We start from the raw sequence: 19,472 nt of genomic DNA on the forward strand, positions 1-19,472 counted from the left end.
AATTCTAATTTTCTAATTGAAAAAGCTATGCCATTATATCATAAACTCGGAGACTTTCCGCAAAAGCGACACACCCAATTTGAAAAACCAAACGGAGGTTTTTACTACGAACAATTGTTTGGAACTGAGGGTTTTCATGGACATTCATCATTGTCTTATCACGTACACAGACCTACACAGGTCAAAGAAATTTTAAACTCTTATTCGGTTGAACCTAAAATTGCAATCGGAAAAAATATAAAATCACTTCTTTTTAAAGGTTTTGAATTAAAACCAGAAAACGACTTTTTGGACAGCCGAAAAGCAATGTTAGTCAACAAAGACTGTATTATTGGTTTGGCTGCGCCGAAAGAATCACTTCGAAATTATTTCTACAAAAATGCCGATGCCGATGAAATGCTTTTCATTCATAGAGGAAAAGGAAAATTAAGAACCATGTTAGGAAATATTCCTTTTGAATATGGTGATTATTTGATTATTCCGCGCGGTATTATTTATCAAATTGATTTCGAAACAGAAGATAATAGACTTTTTTACGTAGAATCATATTCTCCTTTTTATACTCCAAAACGTTATAAAAACCAATCAGGTCAGCATTTAGAGCATTCTCCATTTTGCGAACGCGATTTTATTTTGCCAAACGAATTGGAAACGCACGATGAAAAAGGTGATTTTTTAATTAAAATCAAAAAAGAAGGAATGCTTCATGAAGTGGTTTATGCCACACATCCATTTGACGTTGTTGGCTGGGACGGCTACAATTTTCCATACGGATTTTCAATTCACAATTTCGAACCTATAACTGGGCGTGTACACCAACCGCCACCAGTACACCAAACTTTTGAAACGGCAACTTTTGTCGTTTGTTCATTCTGCCCTAGACTTTACGATTATCATCCGAAAGCAATTCCGGCGCCATACAATCACAGCAATATAGATTCTGACGAAGTACTATATTATGTAGATGGCGATTTTATGAGTCGTAATAATATTGAGCAAGGTCATATCACTTTACACCCAAAAGGAATTCCGCACGGGCCAGCACCTGGAGCAATGGAACGCAGCATTGGTCACAAAGAAACTCAGGAATTAGCTGTTATGGTGGATACTTTCCGTCCATTAATGGTTACTGAAGAAGCTATGGGATTGGATGATGGTCAGTACTACAAGTCTTGGACTGAGTAATAATTAGGCAATGTGCCAATTAGAAAATTAGATAATTCTCAGCAAAGTGCACAAATAATTATTGTAATTTTAAACCTACAAAAAAATTATCTCATTGACACATTTACAAATTATCTAATTACCAAAATGACTTTTAACGAAAAATATAAAGACAACGCTCTTTTAATTAAAACGTTCAACTTTGCCTTAAACATTATTGATTACACTAATGAACTTCAAGAACAAAAAAAGTTTGTTATTGCGAATCAATTATTAAAAAGCGGTACATCAATTGGAGCAAATTCAAAAGAGTCTCAAAATGCAGAAAGTAAAGCTGATTTTATACACAAATTAAAAATAGCTATCAAAGAAGCAGACGAAACTGAATATTGGTTGTTTTTGTGTGATGCACATAATGAATATCCAAATTGCAAACGTTTATTAAATGATCTTTCAGAGATTTTAAAAATTTTAAATAAAATAATATCAACATCTAGGAGGAATTAGAAAATTAGAAAATGTGCCAATTAAAAAATTAATTACTGCATTTCAAAAATTATCTCATTTTCTCATTATCAAATTATCTAATTATGAGCAAAGAAGTAAAATCAGTAGAATACGGATTAGAGAAAATATTTGAAGGAGCGCAAGATTTCCTTCCATTATTAGGAACAGATTATGTAGAATTTTATGTAGGAAATGCTAAACAAGCAGCTCATTATTATAAATCTGCATTCGGATATCAGTCATTGGCTTACGCCGGATTAGAAACTGGGGTAAGAGATAGAGCCTCTTATGTTTTGAAGCAAGACAAAATCAGAATTGTTTTGACAACGCCCTTAACAGCAGATTCACCAATCAACGAACATTTGAAAAAACATGGAGATGGTGTAAAAGTAGCTGCTCTTTGGGTTGAAGATGCAACAAAATCTTACGAAGAAACCATCAAACGTGGTGCGCGTTCTTTTATGGAGCCAACAGTTGAAGAAGATGAATTTGGTCAAGTAGTTCGTTCTGGAATTTACACTTACGGAGAAACCGTTCATATTTTCGTAGAAAGAAAAAATTACACTGGTGTTTTCTTACCTGGTTACAAAGAATGGAAATCTGACTTCAACCCAGAATCAACTGGATTAAAATATATTGATCACATGGTTGGAAATGTGGGTTGGAACGAAATGAACACTTGGGTAAAATTCTACGAAGACGTTATGGGATTTGTAAATTTCCTTTCTTTTGATGACAAACAAATTACTACAGAATATTCTGCATTGATGAGTAAAGTAATGTCAAACGGAAATGGAAGAATTAAATTTCCAATTAACGAACCAGCGGAAGGAAAGAAAAAATCTCAAATCGAAGAATATTTAGATTTCTATGGCGGACCTGGAATTCAACACATTGCTATTGCAACAGATGATATTATTAAAACAGTATCGCAACTAAGAGCACGCGGCGTTGAATTTTTATCAGCTCCTCCTCATACTTATTACCAAGCAATTCCTGAAAGATTAGGAGTCCACATGGATATGATGAAAGAAGATTTGAATGAAATCGAAAAATTAGCGATCATGGTCGATGCTGATGAAGATGGTTATTTATTGCAAATATTTACCAAGCCTGTTCAAGACAGACCGACACTTTTCTTCGAAATTATTCAAAGAATGGGTGCAAAAGGGTTTGGCGCAGGTAACTTTAAAGCACTTTTTGAATCTATCGAAAGAGAGCAAGAATTGAGAGGAACGCTGTAAAATGTTAATTTTTATATAGAAAACCGCAGAATTCGCCAAAAAACGATGCTTTTTTTGCAAATGTTATGTTAAACTTGACTTTTGCTATTTGATTTTTGAACTTTCTATCTATCTTTGCACTCGCAAATCAGGAAGGGGTGGTTTCCTTCCGAATTGATATAAATTTCATAATTTATAGTTTTTTGGTTAGTTAATAGCATAAAAACTCAGTCATCCTTGACTGAGTTTTTTTGTTTTCGCACATTTGGAATAGAATTTGCATTTGTCTATCTTTATAATGAAATGTAAAGAATGTACTATGAAAAAGATCATCCTCGCTATATTTGCACTAACAATCCTTTCATTCGCGCCTCAGAAAGAAGATGCTTTCGATACTGGAGAATATTTTAAATTTAGAATACATTACGGAATTGTCAATGCTGGCTATGCAACTCTTGAAGTTAAAGATGCCACAATAAATAACAAAAAGGTATTTCACTCTGTCGGAAAAGGTTACACTACTGGAATGTCCAAATTTTTCTTCAAAGTAGAAGATTTATACGAAAGCTATTTTGATAAAGAAACAGGAAAACCATATCGCTATGTTAGAAAAATTGACGAAGGCGGTTACACCAAAAATCAAGAAGGTTTTTTCAATCAAAATGAAAATAGAGTTTTAGTAAAAGACTACAAACGCAAATCAGAAAAAACAATTGTTGTATCAGAAGAAGTACAAGATATTGTGTCTGCGTTTTACTTTTTGAGAAACCATCCAAACATCGACAAACTAAAATCTGGTGAAGCCATTTCAATCGATATGTTTTTTGATGATGAAATCACAAAATTTAAGTTAAAATATGTAGGTCGTCAAGATATTACGACTAAATTTGGAACCGTTTCTACGATGGTTTTTAAACCACTAGTACAGACAGGTAGAGTATTTAAAGAAAAAGAGAGCTTAACACTCTGGATAACAGATGATGCAAACAAAGTTCCCATTAGAATAAAAGCAGATTTAGCTGTAGGATCTCTTAAAGCTGATCTCGACGAATATAAAGGATTGCAAAGTCCACTTAAAGTAAAAAAATAATGAACCCTACAGATAATTCTGAAGCAATTTTAAAAGAACTTGATCTTAAATTTCAAGGCATAAATCAAAAAACTGATGTTCAATTAGAAGGATTGCTTTGGGCTAAACCCATCACTTATTGGGATTATATTCAAACTGACGCACTTTTGAATCTGCAAATTCAGCGTACTACACTTCCCGATGAAATGGTTTTTATCATGTACCATCAAGTAAACGAATTAATCTTCAAAATGATTCTGTGGGAAATTGATCAAATTGCCGAAACAGAAAATATTCAAGTTGGCTTTTTCAGCGAAAGATTATCAAGAATCACAAGATATTTTGACATGCTTACCAACTCTTTCAGCATTATGGAAAATGGTATGGAAGTAGATCAATACATGAAATTTAGAAATACACTTACTCCTGCAAGTGGTTTTCAGAGCGCACAATATAGAATGATTGAATTTGCTTCGACTGATGTTATCAATTTAACAGACCGCAGATACAAAGCAAACTTTGACGAAAACACCGATTTAGAAACTAGCTTTGAACATCTTTATTGGCAAGCTGCTGGAAAAGATTATCAAACTGGCAAAAAATCATATTTGCTTGATGAGTTTGAAAAAAAATACAAAGAGCAGTTTTTAAGACAAATGTCATCATTCAAAACAAAAAACCTTTGGCAAAAATTCATCCAGTTACCTATTGAAGATCAACAAAATGAAACATTGATCGATGCCATGCGTCATTACGACAAAACGGTAAACATTACTTGGGTAATGCAGCACCTTAATACTGCTAGAAAATATATTTTGGAAAGCGGAAAAGGTAATGGAGAAGCTACCGGCGGAAGTGATTGGCAAAAATATATGCACCCAAAATACCAAAGACGCATCTTTTTTCCTAAATTGTGGACCGAAGAAGAATTGTCCAATTGGGGAAATGAAAACGAAGTTTAATTTCTCTACAAAAAATTTAAAGTTTGAAAAAAGCAGTCGTAATTTTAATTGTCTTGTTTTCTATTTTTTCATGTAAAAAAGCAGAAGAAAAAGTAGAAACCAAAATTACTAAACCAGCAACCAAAAAAATAGAATTCGGTTTTAATTACGCAGATTTTAATGTTGTTAATGATACTATTTCAAAAGGAGATTCCTTCGGCTCAATTCTTCAAAGTCAAAATATTGGAGACAAAAAAGTACACGATATTGTTGAGCAGGTAAAAGATTCGTTCAATGTAAGAAGCATTCGTTACGGCAAACCTTTTACTTTACTTCGTTCTAAAAACAAAACAAACAACCTGCAAGCTTTTATTTATCAGCCAGATGCTTTAAGTTATTATGTTATCGACTTAAGAGACAGCACTGCAAAAGCTTATAAAAAAATAAAACCCGTTACTTTTAAAAGAAAAATGATTGGCGGCGTTCTGAAAAGTTCATTATCTGAAACTTTAGGAAACGAAAGTGTCGAAACAGCTTTGGCAAGCAGAATCACAAAAGTCTTTTCTTGGTCTATTGACTTCTTCAAACTTAAAAAAGGAGATCGTTACGGATTAATTTTTACCGAGCGTTTCATTAACGGAAAAACTTATGACGGTGTAGAAGATTTAGAAGCTGCATTTTTTGAATATAAAGGAAAGATCATTTATGCTTTTCCATTTCAAAGAGATACTACTTCTGGAAAGATTGAATATTATGATGGCGAAGGAAAAACACTTAAAAACTTCTTCTTAAAAACTCCAATTAAATTCAGCCGAATCACTTCAAGATTCACAATGAACAGATATCATCCGGTACAACATACCTGGAAAGCACATAAAGGAACCGATTACGCTGCCCCAACAGGAACACCAATTTCAACAACAGCATCTGGAGTTGTAGAAGCTACGGGCTATACTGCAGGAAACGGAAACTTTGTAAAAGTAAAACACAACGGAACCTACTCTACTCAATATTTACACATGTCTAAAATTTTAGTTCGCCGCGGACAGCGCGTAACGCAAGGTCAGACAATTGGTTTGGTAGGAAGTACAGGTTTAGCTTCTGGACCTCACGTTTGTTACCGTTTCTGGAAAAATGGAGTACAAGTTGATGCGCTTCGATTGAATCTTCCAACTGGAGAATCTTTAACTGGAAATGACAAAACTCGTTTCATGAAACAAATGGAACCTCTGAAAAGAGAATTAGACAGTATTGGAAATCTGTAAAAAATCTATTTTTGAAAATCATTCTGAATTGAAATCATGAAAAATGAACGTCTTAGAACCATTTACCATGAAACTTTTTCTGGTTTAAAATTATTTTACAGAGACACAAATCTTCCTGAAAGTTTAATTTTAAATTATAAAATCGGGCAGATCATTCAAGAAAAAGGCTTTACCGATATGAGTTCGATTGGCGGAGGATTTTCGGGCAACTTTAGATACTTGATCGCTAGCGCCCATGCAAAAGATCTGTCAAAATTTAATGCTGCTTCCGCAAAAAACGGACACTTTCTTTTAGATTCAATTGCTTATTTCAAAGTATTGGACATTCAGAAAATTGGCGATAAAACTCAAGTTTTTCTTTTAAATATTCCCGATAATTCGATTTCGCTTTTCAAGAATTCATCATCAAATTTAGAAGAAGAGATTATAGAAAAGGCTCAAAAACGCTTTCGCGAAAAAATCGATGCCGTTTTAATTCCAGAATTACAAACCGAAGAATGGAAAGAAAGAACTAAACTTCCTCTCGGAATGGACGAAAGCGGAAAACTGTTTTTTGATGATTCTAAAATTAAAACCGAATCGCCAAAAAGAATTGATGTTGACATAACAAAGAAAGTTATAGAAATCAACAAAAAGCCATGGTGGAAATTTTGGTAACACTAAATTAATGAAACACATTTCACTACTATTTCTTTCAGTAATCACAATTGGATGCTCTAAGCCAAAAGTTTTTCTTTTAAATGAAGCAGGAAAAAACAGATATTATGTTTCAGAATTTATAAACACAGCGTTTGAAGAAAATCAAATAAAAACCGCTCCTTTAATTGTAATAAATGGAATACCATTTAGATACGACAAAAATAAAGACACCATTATATTACCTTTCAAAAAATCAGATATTACTAGTTTAAATTTTTTAAACCAAAATAGCAGTCGTATCATATATAATGAAAAAGAAAATGATGGCGCGATAATTATGGCTACCAAAATTCAAATTCAGAATCCATAAAACGTTTTCGTAACTAATTGTTATATAATTGTCAACCATTCCCCTTTTAAAAGTTATTTCAGTATTTTTGTGTTTTATAGAACAAACTCAATTATAGATAAAATGGCTTTAAACACAACAAACCCAACTGGGACTGAAGCGTGGAAAAATCTACAAAACCACTATAACGCAATTCACGAAACCACAATACAAGAATTGTTTCAACAAGATGGTGCACGTGCTGAAAAATTCAATTTACAATGGAATGATTTTTTAGTAGATTACTCAAAAAATAATATCAGTCAGGAAACTGTTTCTCTTTTATTAGAATTAGCAAATTCAATCGGACTGAAAGATGCAATTGGACAATATTTTGGAGGAGAATTAATCAATCAAACCGAAAATCGTGCTGTTTTGCATACTGCATTGCGTGCTCCAGAATCGGCTGTTATTAAAGTTGATGGAGAAAATGTAATTCCAGAAGTATTCGAAGTAAAAAATAAAATCAAAAACTTTACAGAAGAAGTAATCTCTGGGCAGAGAAAAGGATACACTGGAAAAGCTTTTACTGATATCGTAAATATCGGAATTGGTGGTTCTGACCTTGGTCCTGTTATGGCTGTTGAAGCTTTACAGTTTTACAAAAACCATTTAAACACACATTTCGTTTCGAATGTTGATGGTGATCACGTAAACGAGGTTATCAAAAAACTAAATCCAGAAACGACACTTTTTGTAATTGTTTCTAAAACTTTTACTACTCAAGAAACGCTTTCTAATTCTGAGACTATTAAAGAATGGTTTTTGAAATCGGCTTCTCAAGAAGATATTGCAAAACAGTTCGTAGCGGTTTCTACGAACATTCAGAAAGTAACTGAATTCGGAATTAACCCAAACAACGTTTTTCCTATGTGGGATTGGGTTGGCGGAAGATTTTCTTTATGGAGTGCAGTTGGTCTAAGCATTGCTTTAGCGGTTGGATTTGAAAATTACAATGATTTATTAAATGGTGCATATGAAATGGATGAACATTTCAAATCGGCAGAATTTGATGAAAACATTCCAGTTATTTTAGCTTTATTAAGCGTTTGGTACAATAATTTTTATGGTGCTGAAAGTGAAGCTTTGATTCCATACACACAATATTTACACAAACTTGCTCCTTATTTACAGCAAGCTTTTATGGAAAGTAATGGAAAAAGTGTTGGTCGTGACGGAAAACCAGTTAATTACCAAACTGGAACAATCATTTGGGGAGAACCAGGAACAAACTCACAACATGCTTTTTTCCAATTAATTCACCAAGGAACAAAAAGAATTCCGACAGATTTTGTGGGATTTGTAAAACCTCTTTATGGTAACGAAGATCACCATGATAAATTAATGTCAAACTTCTTTGCTCAAACTGAGGCTTTAATGAATGGAAAGACAGAAGCTCAAGTTCAAGCAGAATTTGATAAACAAGGACTTGCGGCTGACAAAGCATCTTACTTAAGACCATTCAAAGTTTTCACAGGAAACAAACCAACAAATACTATTTTGATTCAAAAACTTACTCCAAAAAGCTTAGGATCTCTAATTGCATTGTACGAACACAAAATTTTCGTTCAAGGCGTTATTTGGAATATTTTCAGTTTTGATCAATGGGGAGTTGAATTAGGTAAGCAATTAGCAAATTCTATCTTGGATGAAATCAATTCTAAGACTGTTAAAAACCATGACAGTTCTACTTCATTTTTGTTAAATCATTTCTTAAAAAACAAATAGAAAAATTTACTTAAATATTCTTTAACTTTTAAAAACGTCCTAATTATCAGTAAAATTAGGACGTTTTTTACGTAAAATACCGACAAAAATCAAAAATCAACGTTTATTTGCACGGCAGAACTTATAACCCTGTTCGAATAATTACATTTTTAACAAAAAAGCTTTATAAAAATTTAACAAATCGATATTTTTTCTAACAAAAAGAGAAAAATTCATTTTAATGCGCAGCACAAAAAGCAAAACTTATTTTTCTTAACATTTTGATAACACTATCTGAGTTATTTGTTATAATTTTGCCAAAAACAATAAACTCAATAACAAAATGAAGAAAATGAAAAATTGGTTACTGACCGGACTATTTTTTATGATAGTTTCAACCGTATTTTCTCAAGGAAAAGTTACTGGTACTATTACCGACGGAACAGGTGGGTTACCAGGAGCAAACGTAGTGATCAAAGGATCTACTAACGCAACTTCAACAGATTTTGATGGTAAATTTACTCTTACTTCACCATCAAGCACAGGAGAGATTGTAATCTCTTTTTTAGGTTATGATAACCTAACTTTAAGATTTAATGTAGCAAATGGTGCAACTACAAACTTAGGAACAATCACTTTAGCTTCAAATTCTAACGAATTAAGCGAAATTGTTGTTAAAAGTACTGTTGTAGATATCGCTAAAGACAGAAAAACTCCGGTTGCTGTTTCTACGATTAAAGCTGCTGAAATTCAGGAAAAACTTGGAACTCAAGAATTTCCAGAGATCTTAAGAAATACACCTTCTGTGTATGTTACTAAATCAGGTGGAGGTTTTGGAGATTCTAGAATTAACATTCGTGGTTTCAACCAAAACAACATCGCTGTTATGATTAACGGTATGCCAGTTAACGACATGGAAAATGGTTCTGTTTACTGGAGTAACTGGGCTGGTTTATCAGATGTAACATCTGCTATGCAGGTTCAAAGAGGTTTAGGTTCTTCTAAATTAGCTACACCTTCTGTAGGGGGAACAATCAACATTGTAACTAAATCTTCTGACAAAAAAGAAGGAGGATCATTCTCTTCTGGATTTGGTAATGCAAGAAACTTCAAAATTCAAGGTTCTTACAATACAGGAAAATTATCAAACGGACTTTCTGCTTCTGTTTTATTATCTCAAACAATGGGTGATGGATACATCAATGGTACTTCATTTGAAGGTTCTAACTACTACATTGCTTTAGGATACGCTACTAAAAACGACAAACACGATTTCCAATTAACAGTAACAGGAGCGCCACAATGGCACAACCAAAGATCTACTGTTTCTACAATCGCTACATACCAAAAATATGGTTCTTTAACTGATCCAAACATCAGATATAACGCTGATGCAGGAACTTTAAACGGTGAAGACTATAACATCAGAAAGAACTACTACCACAAACCAGTAGCTTCTCTTAACTGGGATTACAAAATCAACGAAACTACAAAACTTTCTACTGTTGCTTACGCTTCTATGGGTCGTGGAGCAGGTGCTAGTGCTACAGGTGGTATCGGAGGAAACTTATACAACGCTGCTGTTTTCCAATTACCTGACGGATCTGTTGATTACAACAAAATCCAAGCATGGAACAATGGTACAGGAAGTGTTTTCTTCAACGGAGCAAACAGAACTAGAACACAAATTGGTGGTGTTTACCAAAACAGTTCTTCAACAGGTAGAACTGGTGCTGGAAATGCAACATCTCCTTATGTTTACAATACTACTTCTGGTATTACACAAACTTCATCTATCAACTCTCATGACTGGTTTGGAGCTTTAATTAACTTAAACAAAAAGTTATCTAACACTTTAACATTAGATTTCGGTATAGATGCTAGAACTTACACAGGATACCACTTTACAGTAGTTAATGACAGATTAGGTGGTGACGAGTTTTATGACAACAACATTGCAAGTTTAAAACCAACTGGAAGACGTCTTACTTCAACTTACGCTACAAACGTTCAATGGAATGTTTTTGACGATAGACAATACGAAAAAATCTCATTCAACAGTACTGGAAAAGTAAGATGGTACGGAGCATTTACTCAATTAGAGTATTCTAAAGATAACTTAACTGCATTCGTTCAGGGAGCTATTTCTCAACAAGGATTCAAGAGAGAAGATGATTTCGTTTACTTACCAACAGATCCATTGGCATCTACAGATTACAAAAACATCTTAGGTGGTAACGTAAAAGGTGGAGCTAACTACAACATCAACGAAAAACATAACGTTTACGTAAATGCTGGATACTACTCAAGACAACCATTCTTTAACTCAGTTTACCCAAACAACAGATCTACTGTAAACCCTAACCTTACAAACGAGAAAATTACTGGTTTTGAGGCTGGATACGGTTTCCGTTCAAGATTCTTCAACGCAACTGTTAACTTGTATAACACAACTTGGAATGACAGATACTTAAAAGGTAACGCATTACCAACTGACGCAAGTACATACACAGAATACGTAGGTCTTAACGAGGTACACTCTGGAGCTGAATTAGAAGTTTCTTCTAACATTACTGACAAATTCAGAGTTAACGGTATGTTCTCTTACGGTATTTGGGAGTACAAAGGAAATGCAACTGTTAACGCTTACTACCAAGCTGATAACTCTCCAGTAGCTGGATACACTGCAACTCCTGTATACATGGACAAAGTAAAAGTTGGAGATGCTGCTCAATTAACAGCTTCTTTAGGTGCTTCTTACGAAGTTTTAACAAGAGTAACTGTTGACGCTAACTACAACTTCAATGATAAATTGTATGCTGGATTAAGCCCAATTAACTTCTCAGATCCTAACAACAAAGGTGCTTTACAATTACCTTCTTACGGAATCTTTGATGCAGGTTTCTCATACAAAATGTTAGTAGGTGAAAACAAAGACAAATCTGTTAACTTCAGATTAAACGTAAACAACTTATTTGATAAAATTTACATTGCTGAGTCAAGAACAAACATTTTTGCTGATGACAACGTAAGTTCATCAAACGCAGCTTTAGGAACTTATGCTTCTAACAACAGATTATATCAAGGTGTAGCTGATGCTAACCAGGTATTCTTTGGTTTTGGAAGAACATGGAACTTTAGCTTACGTTACGATTTCTAAAATTTAGAATCTAAATAAATAATAAAAACGGCATTGACTTTTAAGTTTAATGCCGTTTTTTTATAGCCTTTTTTGCTATATTTGTTTTTAAACAAAAAACACAGTTTATGTATAATTTTCTACAAAAATTTCACTCTGGCTGGGCATACTTAGCATTACTTCTTTTAGTCTTTGCAGTTGTTAATGCTATCATCGGAGTAACTTCAAAAAAAGAATTTACTGGTAAAGATCGTAAAATCGCTTTATCCGCTTTAATCGGTACTCACACTCAATTATTGATTGGTTTAATCTTATATTTTGTTTCTCCTCTTGGAAAAGCAGCTTTTGGACAAATGTCAAATGCAGCACTTAGATTAACTTCATTAGAACACCCTCTAATTAACCTTATTGCCATCGTTTTAATTACTATTGGATGGTCTAAACATAAAAAACTAATCAATAGCGAGGCTAAATTTAAAACCTTTGCTATTTTTTACGGATTAGGATTATTACTTATTTTAAGTAGAATCCCTTGGAGCCTTTGGTTCTAAAAAATACCAATTAAAGCCCTCCTACAGGGCTTTTTTTATCTCGGCATATTATTTGTACAAACTCCCCCCAAGTCTGAAAAGAAATAACCCATGAGAAATAAAAAAAATATTTTATTCGCCACAATCGCTTTAACCCTAATTAGCGGCTTTACGTATGTTATAAGCCAAACCAAACCTACAACAGAACCTAAAATCATTCAAGATACTGTTAAAAATGTAAAACCAGTTATTATCCCATTACCGGATTCGGTTTTTACAGACAAAGGTTTAAAACTTAGACCATACAAGAAAAATGCTCACGCCTCTTATTATTCAGATAAATTTAACGGAAGAAAGACGGCTAACGGAAGCAGATTCAATAATAGCAAATACACTGCTGCTCATAAAAAACTTCCTTTTGGAACTAGAGTAAAAGTAACTAACGAAGCCAATGGCAAATTCGTTATAGTAAAAATTACTGACCGCGGTCCTTTTGTAAAAACCCGCGAAATCGATTTGTCTAAAAGAGCTTTTATGGACATCACAAAACATAAAGGTGCCGGAGCAATGAAAGTTACCATCGAAACCATAATCGAATAAAAAAATCCCGCTTTTGAAGCGGGATTTTTTTTAAACAAACTTTTTAAGAATCATTACCATTCCTGAATGAACGCCTTCATGATAATTATTAAAATCTAATGCGTTTTCAATATCTTTTAAAACATAACCTCTGCCTAAAGTTGTTTTATATTCTCTGTAATTCACAAACTTATTTTCATTATAATTTTTAACCGTTTGATCTAAAGTAGTCAACAATAATTCTTTAATTTCATCGACTTCCTTTTGTGAAACAGGATTTTCAGGCTTGGTTCCTTGTCTATACTTCAAAATAAAATCATCAGAAACAATGGAAGGAAGTCCAGACAATTTATACACTACACTTTGCTGAACAGCAATACAGTGAGCGACATTCCAAATAATATTATTATTAAAACCATCTGGAACTTTATTTAATTGTTCCAAAGAATGACTATCCAATACATCAACAAAAATTTGTCTAATGGTGTACTGTATTTCAAAAATTGAATTCATATTTCATAATTAAAATCAACTGCTAAAATAAGAATTAATTTACAAAACTAAACCAATTTTCGTAGCGACATTGCAATTCCACTATGGAGACCTTCGTGGTAATTATTAAAATCTAATGCGTCTTGAACATGACGAAGCGTAAATCCCATACTTGTTGTATATTCATTGTAATCTACAAAAAGTCCGCTTTCAAAATCATTCTTTGTTTTTTCTAGTGTTGTAGAAAGTAACGTTCTAATCTCATCGACCTCAGCTTGAGAAACATCACCTTCAGGTTTAGTCCCTTTTCTATATTTAGCAATAAAATCTTCAGAAACCATTGTCGGAAGGCTCGATAATTTATAAACCAAAACTTGTTGCGAAGAAATACAATGCCCAATATTCCAAATAATATTATTATTGAAGCCATCTGGAATTTTGTTTAATTGTTCTAACGAATGACCATCTAAGATTTTCAAAAGAATTTCTCTGATTGTTTTTTGTACATCAAAAACTGAACTCATAATTTTATTTTTTTTCTAAAATTAGTCATTTTTAAGCTTCAAATGGATTTTCTTTGCATTCTAACAAATTCAAAAAATAATGAACAAAATATATTATTTAGCATCATGCGATACTTGTCGTAAAATCATTAAAAGTTTACCTGAAAACGATCTTGTTTTTCAAGACATTAGACAAGAACCAATTACAGAAGAACAATTGGAAGAAATGCATAAACTTTCTGGAAGTTATGAAGCTTTATTTAGCAAAAAAGCACAATTGTACAAATCAATGGGGTTAAAAGACAAATCTTTGACTGAGGCCGATTTCAAAAAATACATTTTAGAGCATTATACGTTCTTAAGTCGTCCGGTTTTTATCATTGACGGAAAAATTTACATCGGCAATAGCCAAAAAAATGTAGCCGAAGTTATAAATGCTTTAACGTAAGAATAACCGCAAATTTTGATCTACAAAACTGATTCACAATTTACAACACAAGGCATCAAACTTTTAATTATCTTTGCGCCTTTATACTCAATTATATGATACAATCTATGACAGGGTTTGGCAAAGCTTCTTTGCAATTGCCTACAAAGAAAATTACCGTTGAAGTAAAATCCCTAAACAGTAAAGGTTTAGATTTGAACGTAAGAATGCCATCGCTTTATCGCGAAATGGAACTTGGATTACGAACTCAGATTTCGACTAAATTAGAAAGAGGAAAAATTGATTTTGCGATTTACATCGAAAATACTGCAGAACAAACTTCGACTAAAGTAAACGTACCTGTTGTAAAATATTATATCGCACAGTTAAAAGAGGTAAATCCTGATGCTGATGAAACTGAATTAATGAAAATGGCAGTTCGTATGCCAGACACATTAAAAACAGAACGTGAAGAAATTGATGAAGATGATTGGGATCAAATTCAGGTTATCATTGACGAAGCGCTTCAAAATATTTTGAATTTCCGTAAAGACGAAGGTGTTTCTCTTGAAAAAGAATTCAATTTACGAATTGGTAATATTCGTCAGTACATGAACGATACTTTAGCACTGGATCCAGAACGTATTCAAGCTATCAAAGATCGTTTGCAAACCGCAATTTCAGAATTACAGGTTAATGTCGATGAAAATCGTTTTGAACAAGAATTAATCTATTATTTAGAAAAATTAGATATCACAGAAGAAAAAGTGCGTTTAGGAAACCATTTAGATTACTTTTTAGAAACTTTAAATGGAAATGAAGCTAACGGACGAAAACTTGGTTTTATCACTCAAGAAATGGGACGTGAAATCAATACAATGGGTTCTAAATCAAATCATGCGCAAATGCAGAAATTGGTTGTAATGATGAAGGATGAATTGGAGAAGATTAAAGAACAAGTATTAAACGTTCTGTAAATACTACACAAAATTAAAGCTTAGAGCATATTGCTTAAAGCCTAAAGCATACACAATGAACAAAGGAAAATTAATTGTTTTTTCGGCACCGTCTGGATCGGGAAAAACAACTATCGTAAAACATTTATTAGGCCAGGAAGATTTAAATCTTGAATTTTCGATTTCGGCAGCATCGCGTGCGCCACGTGGTGAAGAAGTTCACGGAAAGGATTATTATTTCATTTCGTTGGAAGAATTCAAAAAGCACATTAAAGCAGAGGATTTCTTGGAATGGGAAGAAGTTTACCGCGATAACTTCTACGGAACTTTAAAATCGGAGATTGAAAGAATCTGGGCTTTAGGAAAAAATGTCATTTTTGACATTGACGTAGTTGGCGGTCTTCGTATCAAACATAAATTTCCAGAAGAAACTTTAGCGGTTTTCGTGAAACCACCAAGTGTTGACGAATTAAAACGTCGATTAAAGCAACGTTCTACAGAAAGTGAAGACAAAATCAATATGCGTATCGCAAAAGCTTCTGTAGAATTAGCGACAGCACCTCAGTTCGATGTGATTATCAAAAACTATGATTTAGAAGTTGCTCTAGAAGAAGCACATCAATTAGTGAAAGATTTCATTAGTAAATAATTTTTATTCCACAGAGATATAGAAAGAAAAAACGCAAAGATTCGCGAAGTTGGAATAAAACTTTGCGAATCTTTGTGCTATCTTAGCGACTCTCTGCGAAACTATACAAAATGAAAATAGGTCTTTATTTCGGAACTTATAATCCAATTCACGTTGGTCATTTAATCATTGCCAATCATATGGCAGAATATGCCGATTTAGATCAGATTTGGATGGTGGTTACGCCTCACAATCCGTTAAAGAAAAAATCAACTTTATTAGACGATCAGCAGCGCTTGCAAATGGTTTTTCTCGCAACAGAAGATTATCCAAAAATAAAACCGTCTGATATCGAGTTTAAATTACCTCAGCCGAGTTATACCGTTATCACGCTCGCACATTTACAAGAGAAATATCCAAATCATGAGTTTTCATTAATTATGGGCGAAGACAATCTGAAAACGCTTCATAAATGGAAAAACTACGAAGTGATTCTCGAAAATCATGATATTTATGTTTATCCTAGAATTTCTGACGAACCTGAAAATGTGGAATTAAAATCGCATTCAAAAATTCATGTTATTGATGCGCCGATTGTAGAAATCTCTTCGACTTTTATTCGAAATAATATTAAAGAAGGGAAAAATATTCAGCCATTGCTTCCTCCGAAGGTTTGGGAATATATTGATCATAATAATTTTTATAAGAAGTAATTTTCCACACAGTTTACACAATCTTGTCATTCCGAGGAACGAGGAATCTTCGCGAGAAGCTCTACAAAGATTGGACATTTGTTGCGGAGTTACTTACGAAGATTCCTCCTTCGTCGGAATGACAAACAGAACGCAAAAACAAATCATAAAAAAAGCCTGAATTTTAAATTCAGGCTTTTTGCTATAATTAAGCTTCGATGCTTACATCGCTTTTTACTCTTGTTCTGATTTCACTTAGCGATTGATCAACCAAAAGTTTTCCATCTCTAAAAACTTCCTTCAATTCGCCTTGTTTTTCTTCTTCCCAAGAAACATTATCAGTTAAATGATACTTCCCGTCGATTAAATCGATTTTCATTAATCCTTTAGCCGATTTTTTAGTTCCGTCATCTGTAATTGGATCTTTGAAGATTGCTCTTCCCTCTCCGTTTACTTCTCCGTAAGTTGCTTTCATTGCAAAACCAAAAGTGTCTCTTGTGTTGTATTGATAAGTGAAAGATCCGATTCCTAAAACAACGTTTGTAGAAGCAAATCCTTTTTCTTTTAATCTTTCGCAGATTTGAGTTGCTCTTGCTACTGTAATACTGTCTCCATAAATCGCTCCGATTTGCGGAACCAATTCTTTGAAACCTTTCGCATTTGTAGTTCCACCAAAAACATCCCAAAGCAATTCGATAACTCCTTTTTTCTCTTGTTCCGTTTTTCCGTTTGGATTTCCGCAGATAATATCTACAGGATCACCGCTATCAGGACGAATTACAACTTTACCTTCTCTAGAAACGATTTCTTCTTTTAATCTTGGAAGATAATCCGTTAAAACTTTCCATAAATCCCAAGTATCAGAAACGATAGAAACGATTCCTTTTGGATAAACTTCTGTAATTAATCTCTTGAAAGTTTCGTACTCGCCTTCTGTCGTTCCCATACACATAACAGAATGTTCTGTCGCTGCCACTGAACCTGCAACCAATTCTTGATCTGAATTAGCATTGTAATATTCTTCTAAGAAATCAATTGCTGGAATTGTATCAGAACCTGTAAAACTCAACAAGTGACCCGCCGCAGAAGTTAAAGCAGCTTCAATTCCGCCCATTCCTCTCATTGAGAAATCGTGCGCCTGCCAATCTACAAATTCTGGAACAGAAGAAGTTTCTGCTGCATATTTGTCTAATACTTTTCTATACTCTTTTGCAATTGTAGCCGAGTTACAAGGCAACCAAACTACTGCAGAAAGTAACGTTTCGAAATAATTCGTCAACCAGAAAAATTCTGGAATTGTATTATACATCGTAAACATTGGAACTCTCAACGGAACGCTTGCGCCTTCTGGCAAAGCTTTAAAAACCATCGGAATATATCCTAAATCGTGTAAATCTTCGATATGTTTAATTCCAACAAGGTTTTCACCTAAATAATTGTTGATTCTTCGAGAATATTTTTTAACCACTTCTTCTTTTGGCTTTTTAAAAAATTCCTCTTCGAAGTCGTGAATGATATATTTTTTAATGAAATACTGCAATCCGAAAAAGATCACTTCATCAACGGTTTCAATTCTTGATTTTCTTGGTGTCCAGTTAGAATAAACAATTGTCGTTCCGTCTGGGTATTGTCTTCTGTGGTCAACTTTGTAACCGTCAGTTAATAGTAGTGGGTTCATAATTTTTTATTTATATTTAATAGACAATCGATCTGTCAAATCTTTTATATCATTTACTCTTGCTAAATTGTCAATCCATTTTTGCGGAATATTCTCGATTCCATAATAGATTCCTGCCAATCCTCCTGCAATTGCACCGGTTGTATCTGTGTCTTGTCCTAAGTTGACTGCTTTTAAAACAGTTTCTTTGTAAGAATCCGAATTCAGAAAACACCAAATGCTCGCTTCTAAACTATGAAGCACATAACCCGAAGAATGAATTTCGTTTTCATTGTATTTTGAAATATCATTTTTCAAAATTCTATCAAACAATCCTATTTCTGCGGAATTAAAACTTTTATCTTTCAGAAATTCAGAAAGAACAAATTGCATATTTTTATAAGCTTCGAATTTATCTTTATCTTTTAAAATTTCCAAACAATAAATCACGTAAATAAAGCAAGCAAAAACAGATCTGAAATGTGCGTGTGTTATTGATGAAACTTCTTTTACCTTTTGATAGATAACTTCAATATTATTTTCTTTTTGAAGATAAAAAACCAACGGCAAAATACGCATTAATGAACCATTTCCGTTATCGCCTTCAGAAAATCCTCCACATAAATCTGGCTGATGCCCTTTTGCAATATTTAGAATTGCATTTCTAGTTGCGATTCCGATATCAAAAACTTTTCCGTGCGGCGTCCACAATTGTGCATTATACCATTTTACGAAATTCTTTGCGATATCATTTAAATCATAACCCGAACATAAACTTTCAGCTAGACAAAAAGCAAGTGAACTATCGTCACTCCAAGTTCCAATTGGTTGATGATGTGTTCCAAAACCAAACATTTCAGTAACTGGATTTTGTTTTAAATAAGCTCTAGATTGAAATTCAACCGGAACTCCCAAAACATCACCGACAGCCAAACCAAATAAACCAGATTCTATTATATTTTTCAT

The 19,472-nt window shown here is 33.4% G+C and carries 20 protein-coding genes; 16 read left to right on the top strand and 4 right to left on the bottom strand.

The window, feature by feature from the left end; genetic code table 11:
• The first annotated feature begins 27 nt into the window (after positions 1-27).
• The 12 genes from ACE01P_RS09260 (at position 28) to ACE01P_RS09315 (ending at position 13,172) form a co-directional block, all read left to right on the top strand.
• Entirely contained in the window at positions 28-1,185 is a 1,158-nt protein-coding gene (locus tag ACE01P_RS09260; protein ID WP_379696582.1) for a homogentisate 1,2-dioxygenase, read from the top strand.
• 126 nt (positions 1,186-1,311) lie between these two features.
• Complete coding sequence (locus tag ACE01P_RS09265) at positions 1,312-1,671, top strand: four helix bundle protein (protein WP_379696585.1); 360 nt, start codon at positions 1,312-1,314, stop codon at positions 1,669-1,671.
• Between the two features lie 83 nt (positions 1,672-1,754).
• Positions 1,755-2,915 carry a 4-hydroxyphenylpyruvate dioxygenase gene (gene hppD / locus ACE01P_RS09270; RefSeq protein ID WP_379696587.1) on the top strand — a complete coding sequence of 387 codons (1,161 nt, stop codon included), beginning with the start codon at positions 1,755-1,757 and terminating at the stop codon, positions 2,913-2,915.
• A 298-nt stretch (positions 2,916-3,213) separates the two neighbouring features.
• A complete protein-coding gene (locus tag ACE01P_RS09275) occupies positions 3,214-3,984 on the top strand; it encodes a DUF3108 domain-containing protein (RefSeq protein ID WP_379696590.1) in 771 nt (256 codons plus the stop codon).
• Positions 3,984-4,925, top strand: coding sequence for a tryptophan 2,3-dioxygenase family protein (locus tag ACE01P_RS09280; RefSeq protein ID WP_379696592.1), 942 nt, complete (start codon positions 3,984-3,986; stop codon positions 4,923-4,925). Before ACE01P_RS09275 ends, ACE01P_RS09280 begins: the two co-directional genes overlap by 1 nt.
• 23 nt (positions 4,926-4,948) lie before the next feature.
• A complete protein-coding gene (locus tag ACE01P_RS09285) occupies positions 4,949-6,169 on the top strand; it encodes a peptidoglycan DD-metalloendopeptidase family protein (protein WP_379696595.1) in 1,221 nt (406 codons plus the stop codon).
• 36 nt (positions 6,170-6,205) lie between these two features.
• Entirely contained in the window at positions 6,206-6,826 is a 621-nt protein-coding gene (locus tag ACE01P_RS09290; RefSeq protein WP_379696597.1) for a hypothetical protein, read from the top strand.
• Positions 6,827-6,836: 10 nt separating this feature from the next.
• On the top strand, positions 6,837-7,178 hold the full coding sequence (locus tag ACE01P_RS09295; protein WP_379696600.1) for a hypothetical protein: 342 nt from the start codon (positions 6,837-6,839) through the stop codon (positions 7,176-7,178).
• Between the two features lie 102 nt (positions 7,179-7,280).
• Complete coding sequence (pgi, locus tag ACE01P_RS09300; protein WP_379696603.1) at positions 7,281-8,924, top strand: glucose-6-phosphate isomerase; 1,644 nt, start codon at positions 7,281-7,283, stop codon at positions 8,922-8,924.
• 322 nt (positions 8,925-9,246) lie between these two features.
• Entirely contained in the window at positions 9,247-12,063 is a 2,817-nt protein-coding gene (locus tag ACE01P_RS09305) for a TonB-dependent receptor (RefSeq protein ID WP_379696606.1), read from the top strand.
• Between the two features lie 107 nt (positions 12,064-12,170).
• The gene (locus tag ACE01P_RS09310; protein ID WP_379696609.1) at positions 12,171-12,593 is read left to right on the top strand and encodes a hypothetical protein; all 423 of its coding nucleotides are present in this window, start codon (positions 12,171-12,173) and stop codon (positions 12,591-12,593) included.
• 90 nt (positions 12,594-12,683) lie between these two features.
• Positions 12,684-13,172, top strand: a complete 489-nt coding sequence (locus tag ACE01P_RS09315) for a septal ring lytic transglycosylase RlpA family protein (protein WP_379696612.1) — start codon at positions 12,684-12,686, stop codon at positions 13,170-13,172.
• A 30-nt stretch (positions 13,173-13,202) separates the two neighbouring features.
• Here ACE01P_RS09315 and ACE01P_RS09320 read toward each other — a convergent pair whose 3' ends face one another.
• The gene (locus tag ACE01P_RS09320) at positions 13,203-13,664 is read right to left on the bottom strand and encodes a DinB family protein (protein ID WP_379696615.1); all 462 of its coding nucleotides are present in this window, start codon (positions 13,662-13,664) and stop codon (positions 13,203-13,205) included.
• Positions 13,665-13,711: 47 nt separating this feature from the next.
• On the bottom strand, positions 13,712-14,167 hold the full coding sequence (locus ACE01P_RS09325) for a DinB family protein (RefSeq protein WP_379696618.1): 456 nt from the start codon (positions 14,165-14,167) through the stop codon (positions 13,712-13,714).
• A 79-nt stretch (positions 14,168-14,246) separates the two neighbouring features.
• Between ACE01P_RS09325 and ACE01P_RS09330 the strand changes: the two genes are divergently transcribed.
• The 4 genes from ACE01P_RS09330 (at position 14,247) to nadD (ending at position 16,870) form a co-directional block, all read left to right on the top strand.
• Positions 14,247-14,594 (top strand): arsenate reductase family protein, encoded by a 348-nt coding sequence (locus ACE01P_RS09330; protein ID WP_379696620.1) that lies wholly within the window; start codon positions 14,247-14,249, stop codon positions 14,592-14,594.
• Between the two features lie 95 nt (positions 14,595-14,689).
• A complete protein-coding gene (locus ACE01P_RS09335; RefSeq protein WP_379696623.1) occupies positions 14,690-15,550 on the top strand; it encodes a YicC/YloC family endoribonuclease in 861 nt (286 codons plus the stop codon).
• Positions 15,551-15,605: 55 nt separating this feature from the next.
• Complete coding sequence (gene gmk / locus ACE01P_RS09340) at positions 15,606-16,178, top strand: guanylate kinase (RefSeq protein ID WP_125718070.1); 573 nt, start codon at positions 15,606-15,608, stop codon at positions 16,176-16,178.
• A gap of 110 nt (positions 16,179-16,288) precedes the next feature.
• On the top strand, positions 16,289-16,870 hold the full coding sequence (nadD, locus tag ACE01P_RS09345; RefSeq protein ID WP_379696626.1) for a nicotinate (nicotinamide) nucleotide adenylyltransferase: 582 nt from the start codon (positions 16,289-16,291) through the stop codon (positions 16,868-16,870).
• 187 nt (positions 16,871-17,057) lie between these two features.
• Here the strand turns inward: nadD and ACE01P_RS09350 are convergent, their stop codons facing one another.
• Positions 17,058-18,527, bottom strand: coding sequence for a nicotinate phosphoribosyltransferase (locus ACE01P_RS09350; protein WP_379696629.1), 1,470 nt, complete (start codon positions 18,525-18,527; stop codon positions 17,058-17,060).
• A gap of 6 nt (positions 18,528-18,533) precedes the next feature.
• On the bottom strand, positions 18,534-19,472 hold the full coding sequence (locus tag ACE01P_RS09355; protein WP_379696632.1) for an ADP-ribosylglycohydrolase family protein: 939 nt from the start codon (positions 19,470-19,472) through the stop codon (positions 18,534-18,536).

It is taken from the genome of Flavobacterium sp. HJSW_4, assembly GCF_042436695.1.
Classification (GTDB): domain Bacteria; phylum Bacteroidota; class Bacteroidia; order Flavobacteriales; family Flavobacteriaceae; genus Flavobacterium.

Coding starts and splice junctions, on each gene's coding strand:
- ACE01P_RS09260 (WP_379696582.1), top strand. CDS start 28: ATGCCATTATATCATAAACTCGGAGACTTTCCGCAAAAGCGACACACC.
- ACE01P_RS09265 (WP_379696585.1), top strand. CDS start 1,312: ATGACTTTTAACGAAAAATATAAAGACAACGCTCTTTTAATTAAAACG.
- hppD (WP_379696587.1), top strand. CDS start 1,755: ATGAGCAAAGAAGTAAAATCAGTAGAATACGGATTAGAGAAAATATTT.
- ACE01P_RS09275 (WP_379696590.1), top strand. CDS start 3,214: ATGAAAAAGATCATCCTCGCTATATTTGCACTAACAATCCTTTCATTC.
- ACE01P_RS09280 (WP_379696592.1), top strand. CDS start 3,984: ATGAACCCTACAGATAATTCTGAAGCAATTTTAAAAGAACTTGATCTT.
- ACE01P_RS09290 (WP_379696597.1), top strand. CDS start 6,206: ATGAAAAATGAACGTCTTAGAACCATTTACCATGAAACTTTTTCTGGT.
- ACE01P_RS09295 (WP_379696600.1), top strand. CDS start 6,837: ATGAAACACATTTCACTACTATTTCTTTCAGTAATCACAATTGGATGC.
- pgi (WP_379696603.1), top strand. CDS start 7,281: ATGGCTTTAAACACAACAAACCCAACTGGGACTGAAGCGTGGAAAAAT.
- ACE01P_RS09305 (WP_379696606.1), top strand. CDS start 9,247: ATGAAGAAAATGAAAAATTGGTTACTGACCGGACTATTTTTTATGATA.
- ACE01P_RS09310 (WP_379696609.1), top strand. CDS start 12,171: ATGTATAATTTTCTACAAAAATTTCACTCTGGCTGGGCATACTTAGCA.
- ACE01P_RS09315 (WP_379696612.1), top strand. CDS start 12,684: ATGAGAAATAAAAAAAATATTTTATTCGCCACAATCGCTTTAACCCTA.
- ACE01P_RS09320 (WP_379696615.1), bottom strand. CDS start 13,664: ATGAATTCAATTTTTGAAATACAGTACACCATTAGACAAATTTTTGTT.
- ACE01P_RS09325 (WP_379696618.1), bottom strand. CDS start 14,167: ATGAGTTCAGTTTTTGATGTACAAAAAACAATCAGAGAAATTCTTTTG.
- ACE01P_RS09330 (WP_379696620.1), top strand. CDS start 14,247: ATGAACAAAATATATTATTTAGCATCATGCGATACTTGTCGTAAAATC.
- ACE01P_RS09335 (WP_379696623.1), top strand. CDS start 14,690: ATGATACAATCTATGACAGGGTTTGGCAAAGCTTCTTTGCAATTGCCT.
- gmk (WP_125718070.1), top strand. CDS start 15,606: ATGAACAAAGGAAAATTAATTGTTTTTTCGGCACCGTCTGGATCGGGA.
- nadD (WP_379696626.1), top strand. CDS start 16,289: ATGAAAATAGGTCTTTATTTCGGAACTTATAATCCAATTCACGTTGGT.
- ACE01P_RS09350 (WP_379696629.1), bottom strand. CDS start 18,527: ATGAACCCACTACTATTAACTGACGGTTACAAAGTTGACCACAGAAGA.
- ACE01P_RS09355 (WP_379696632.1), bottom strand. CDS start 19,472: ATGAAAAATATAATAGAATCTGGTTTATTTGGTTTGGCTGTCGGTGAT.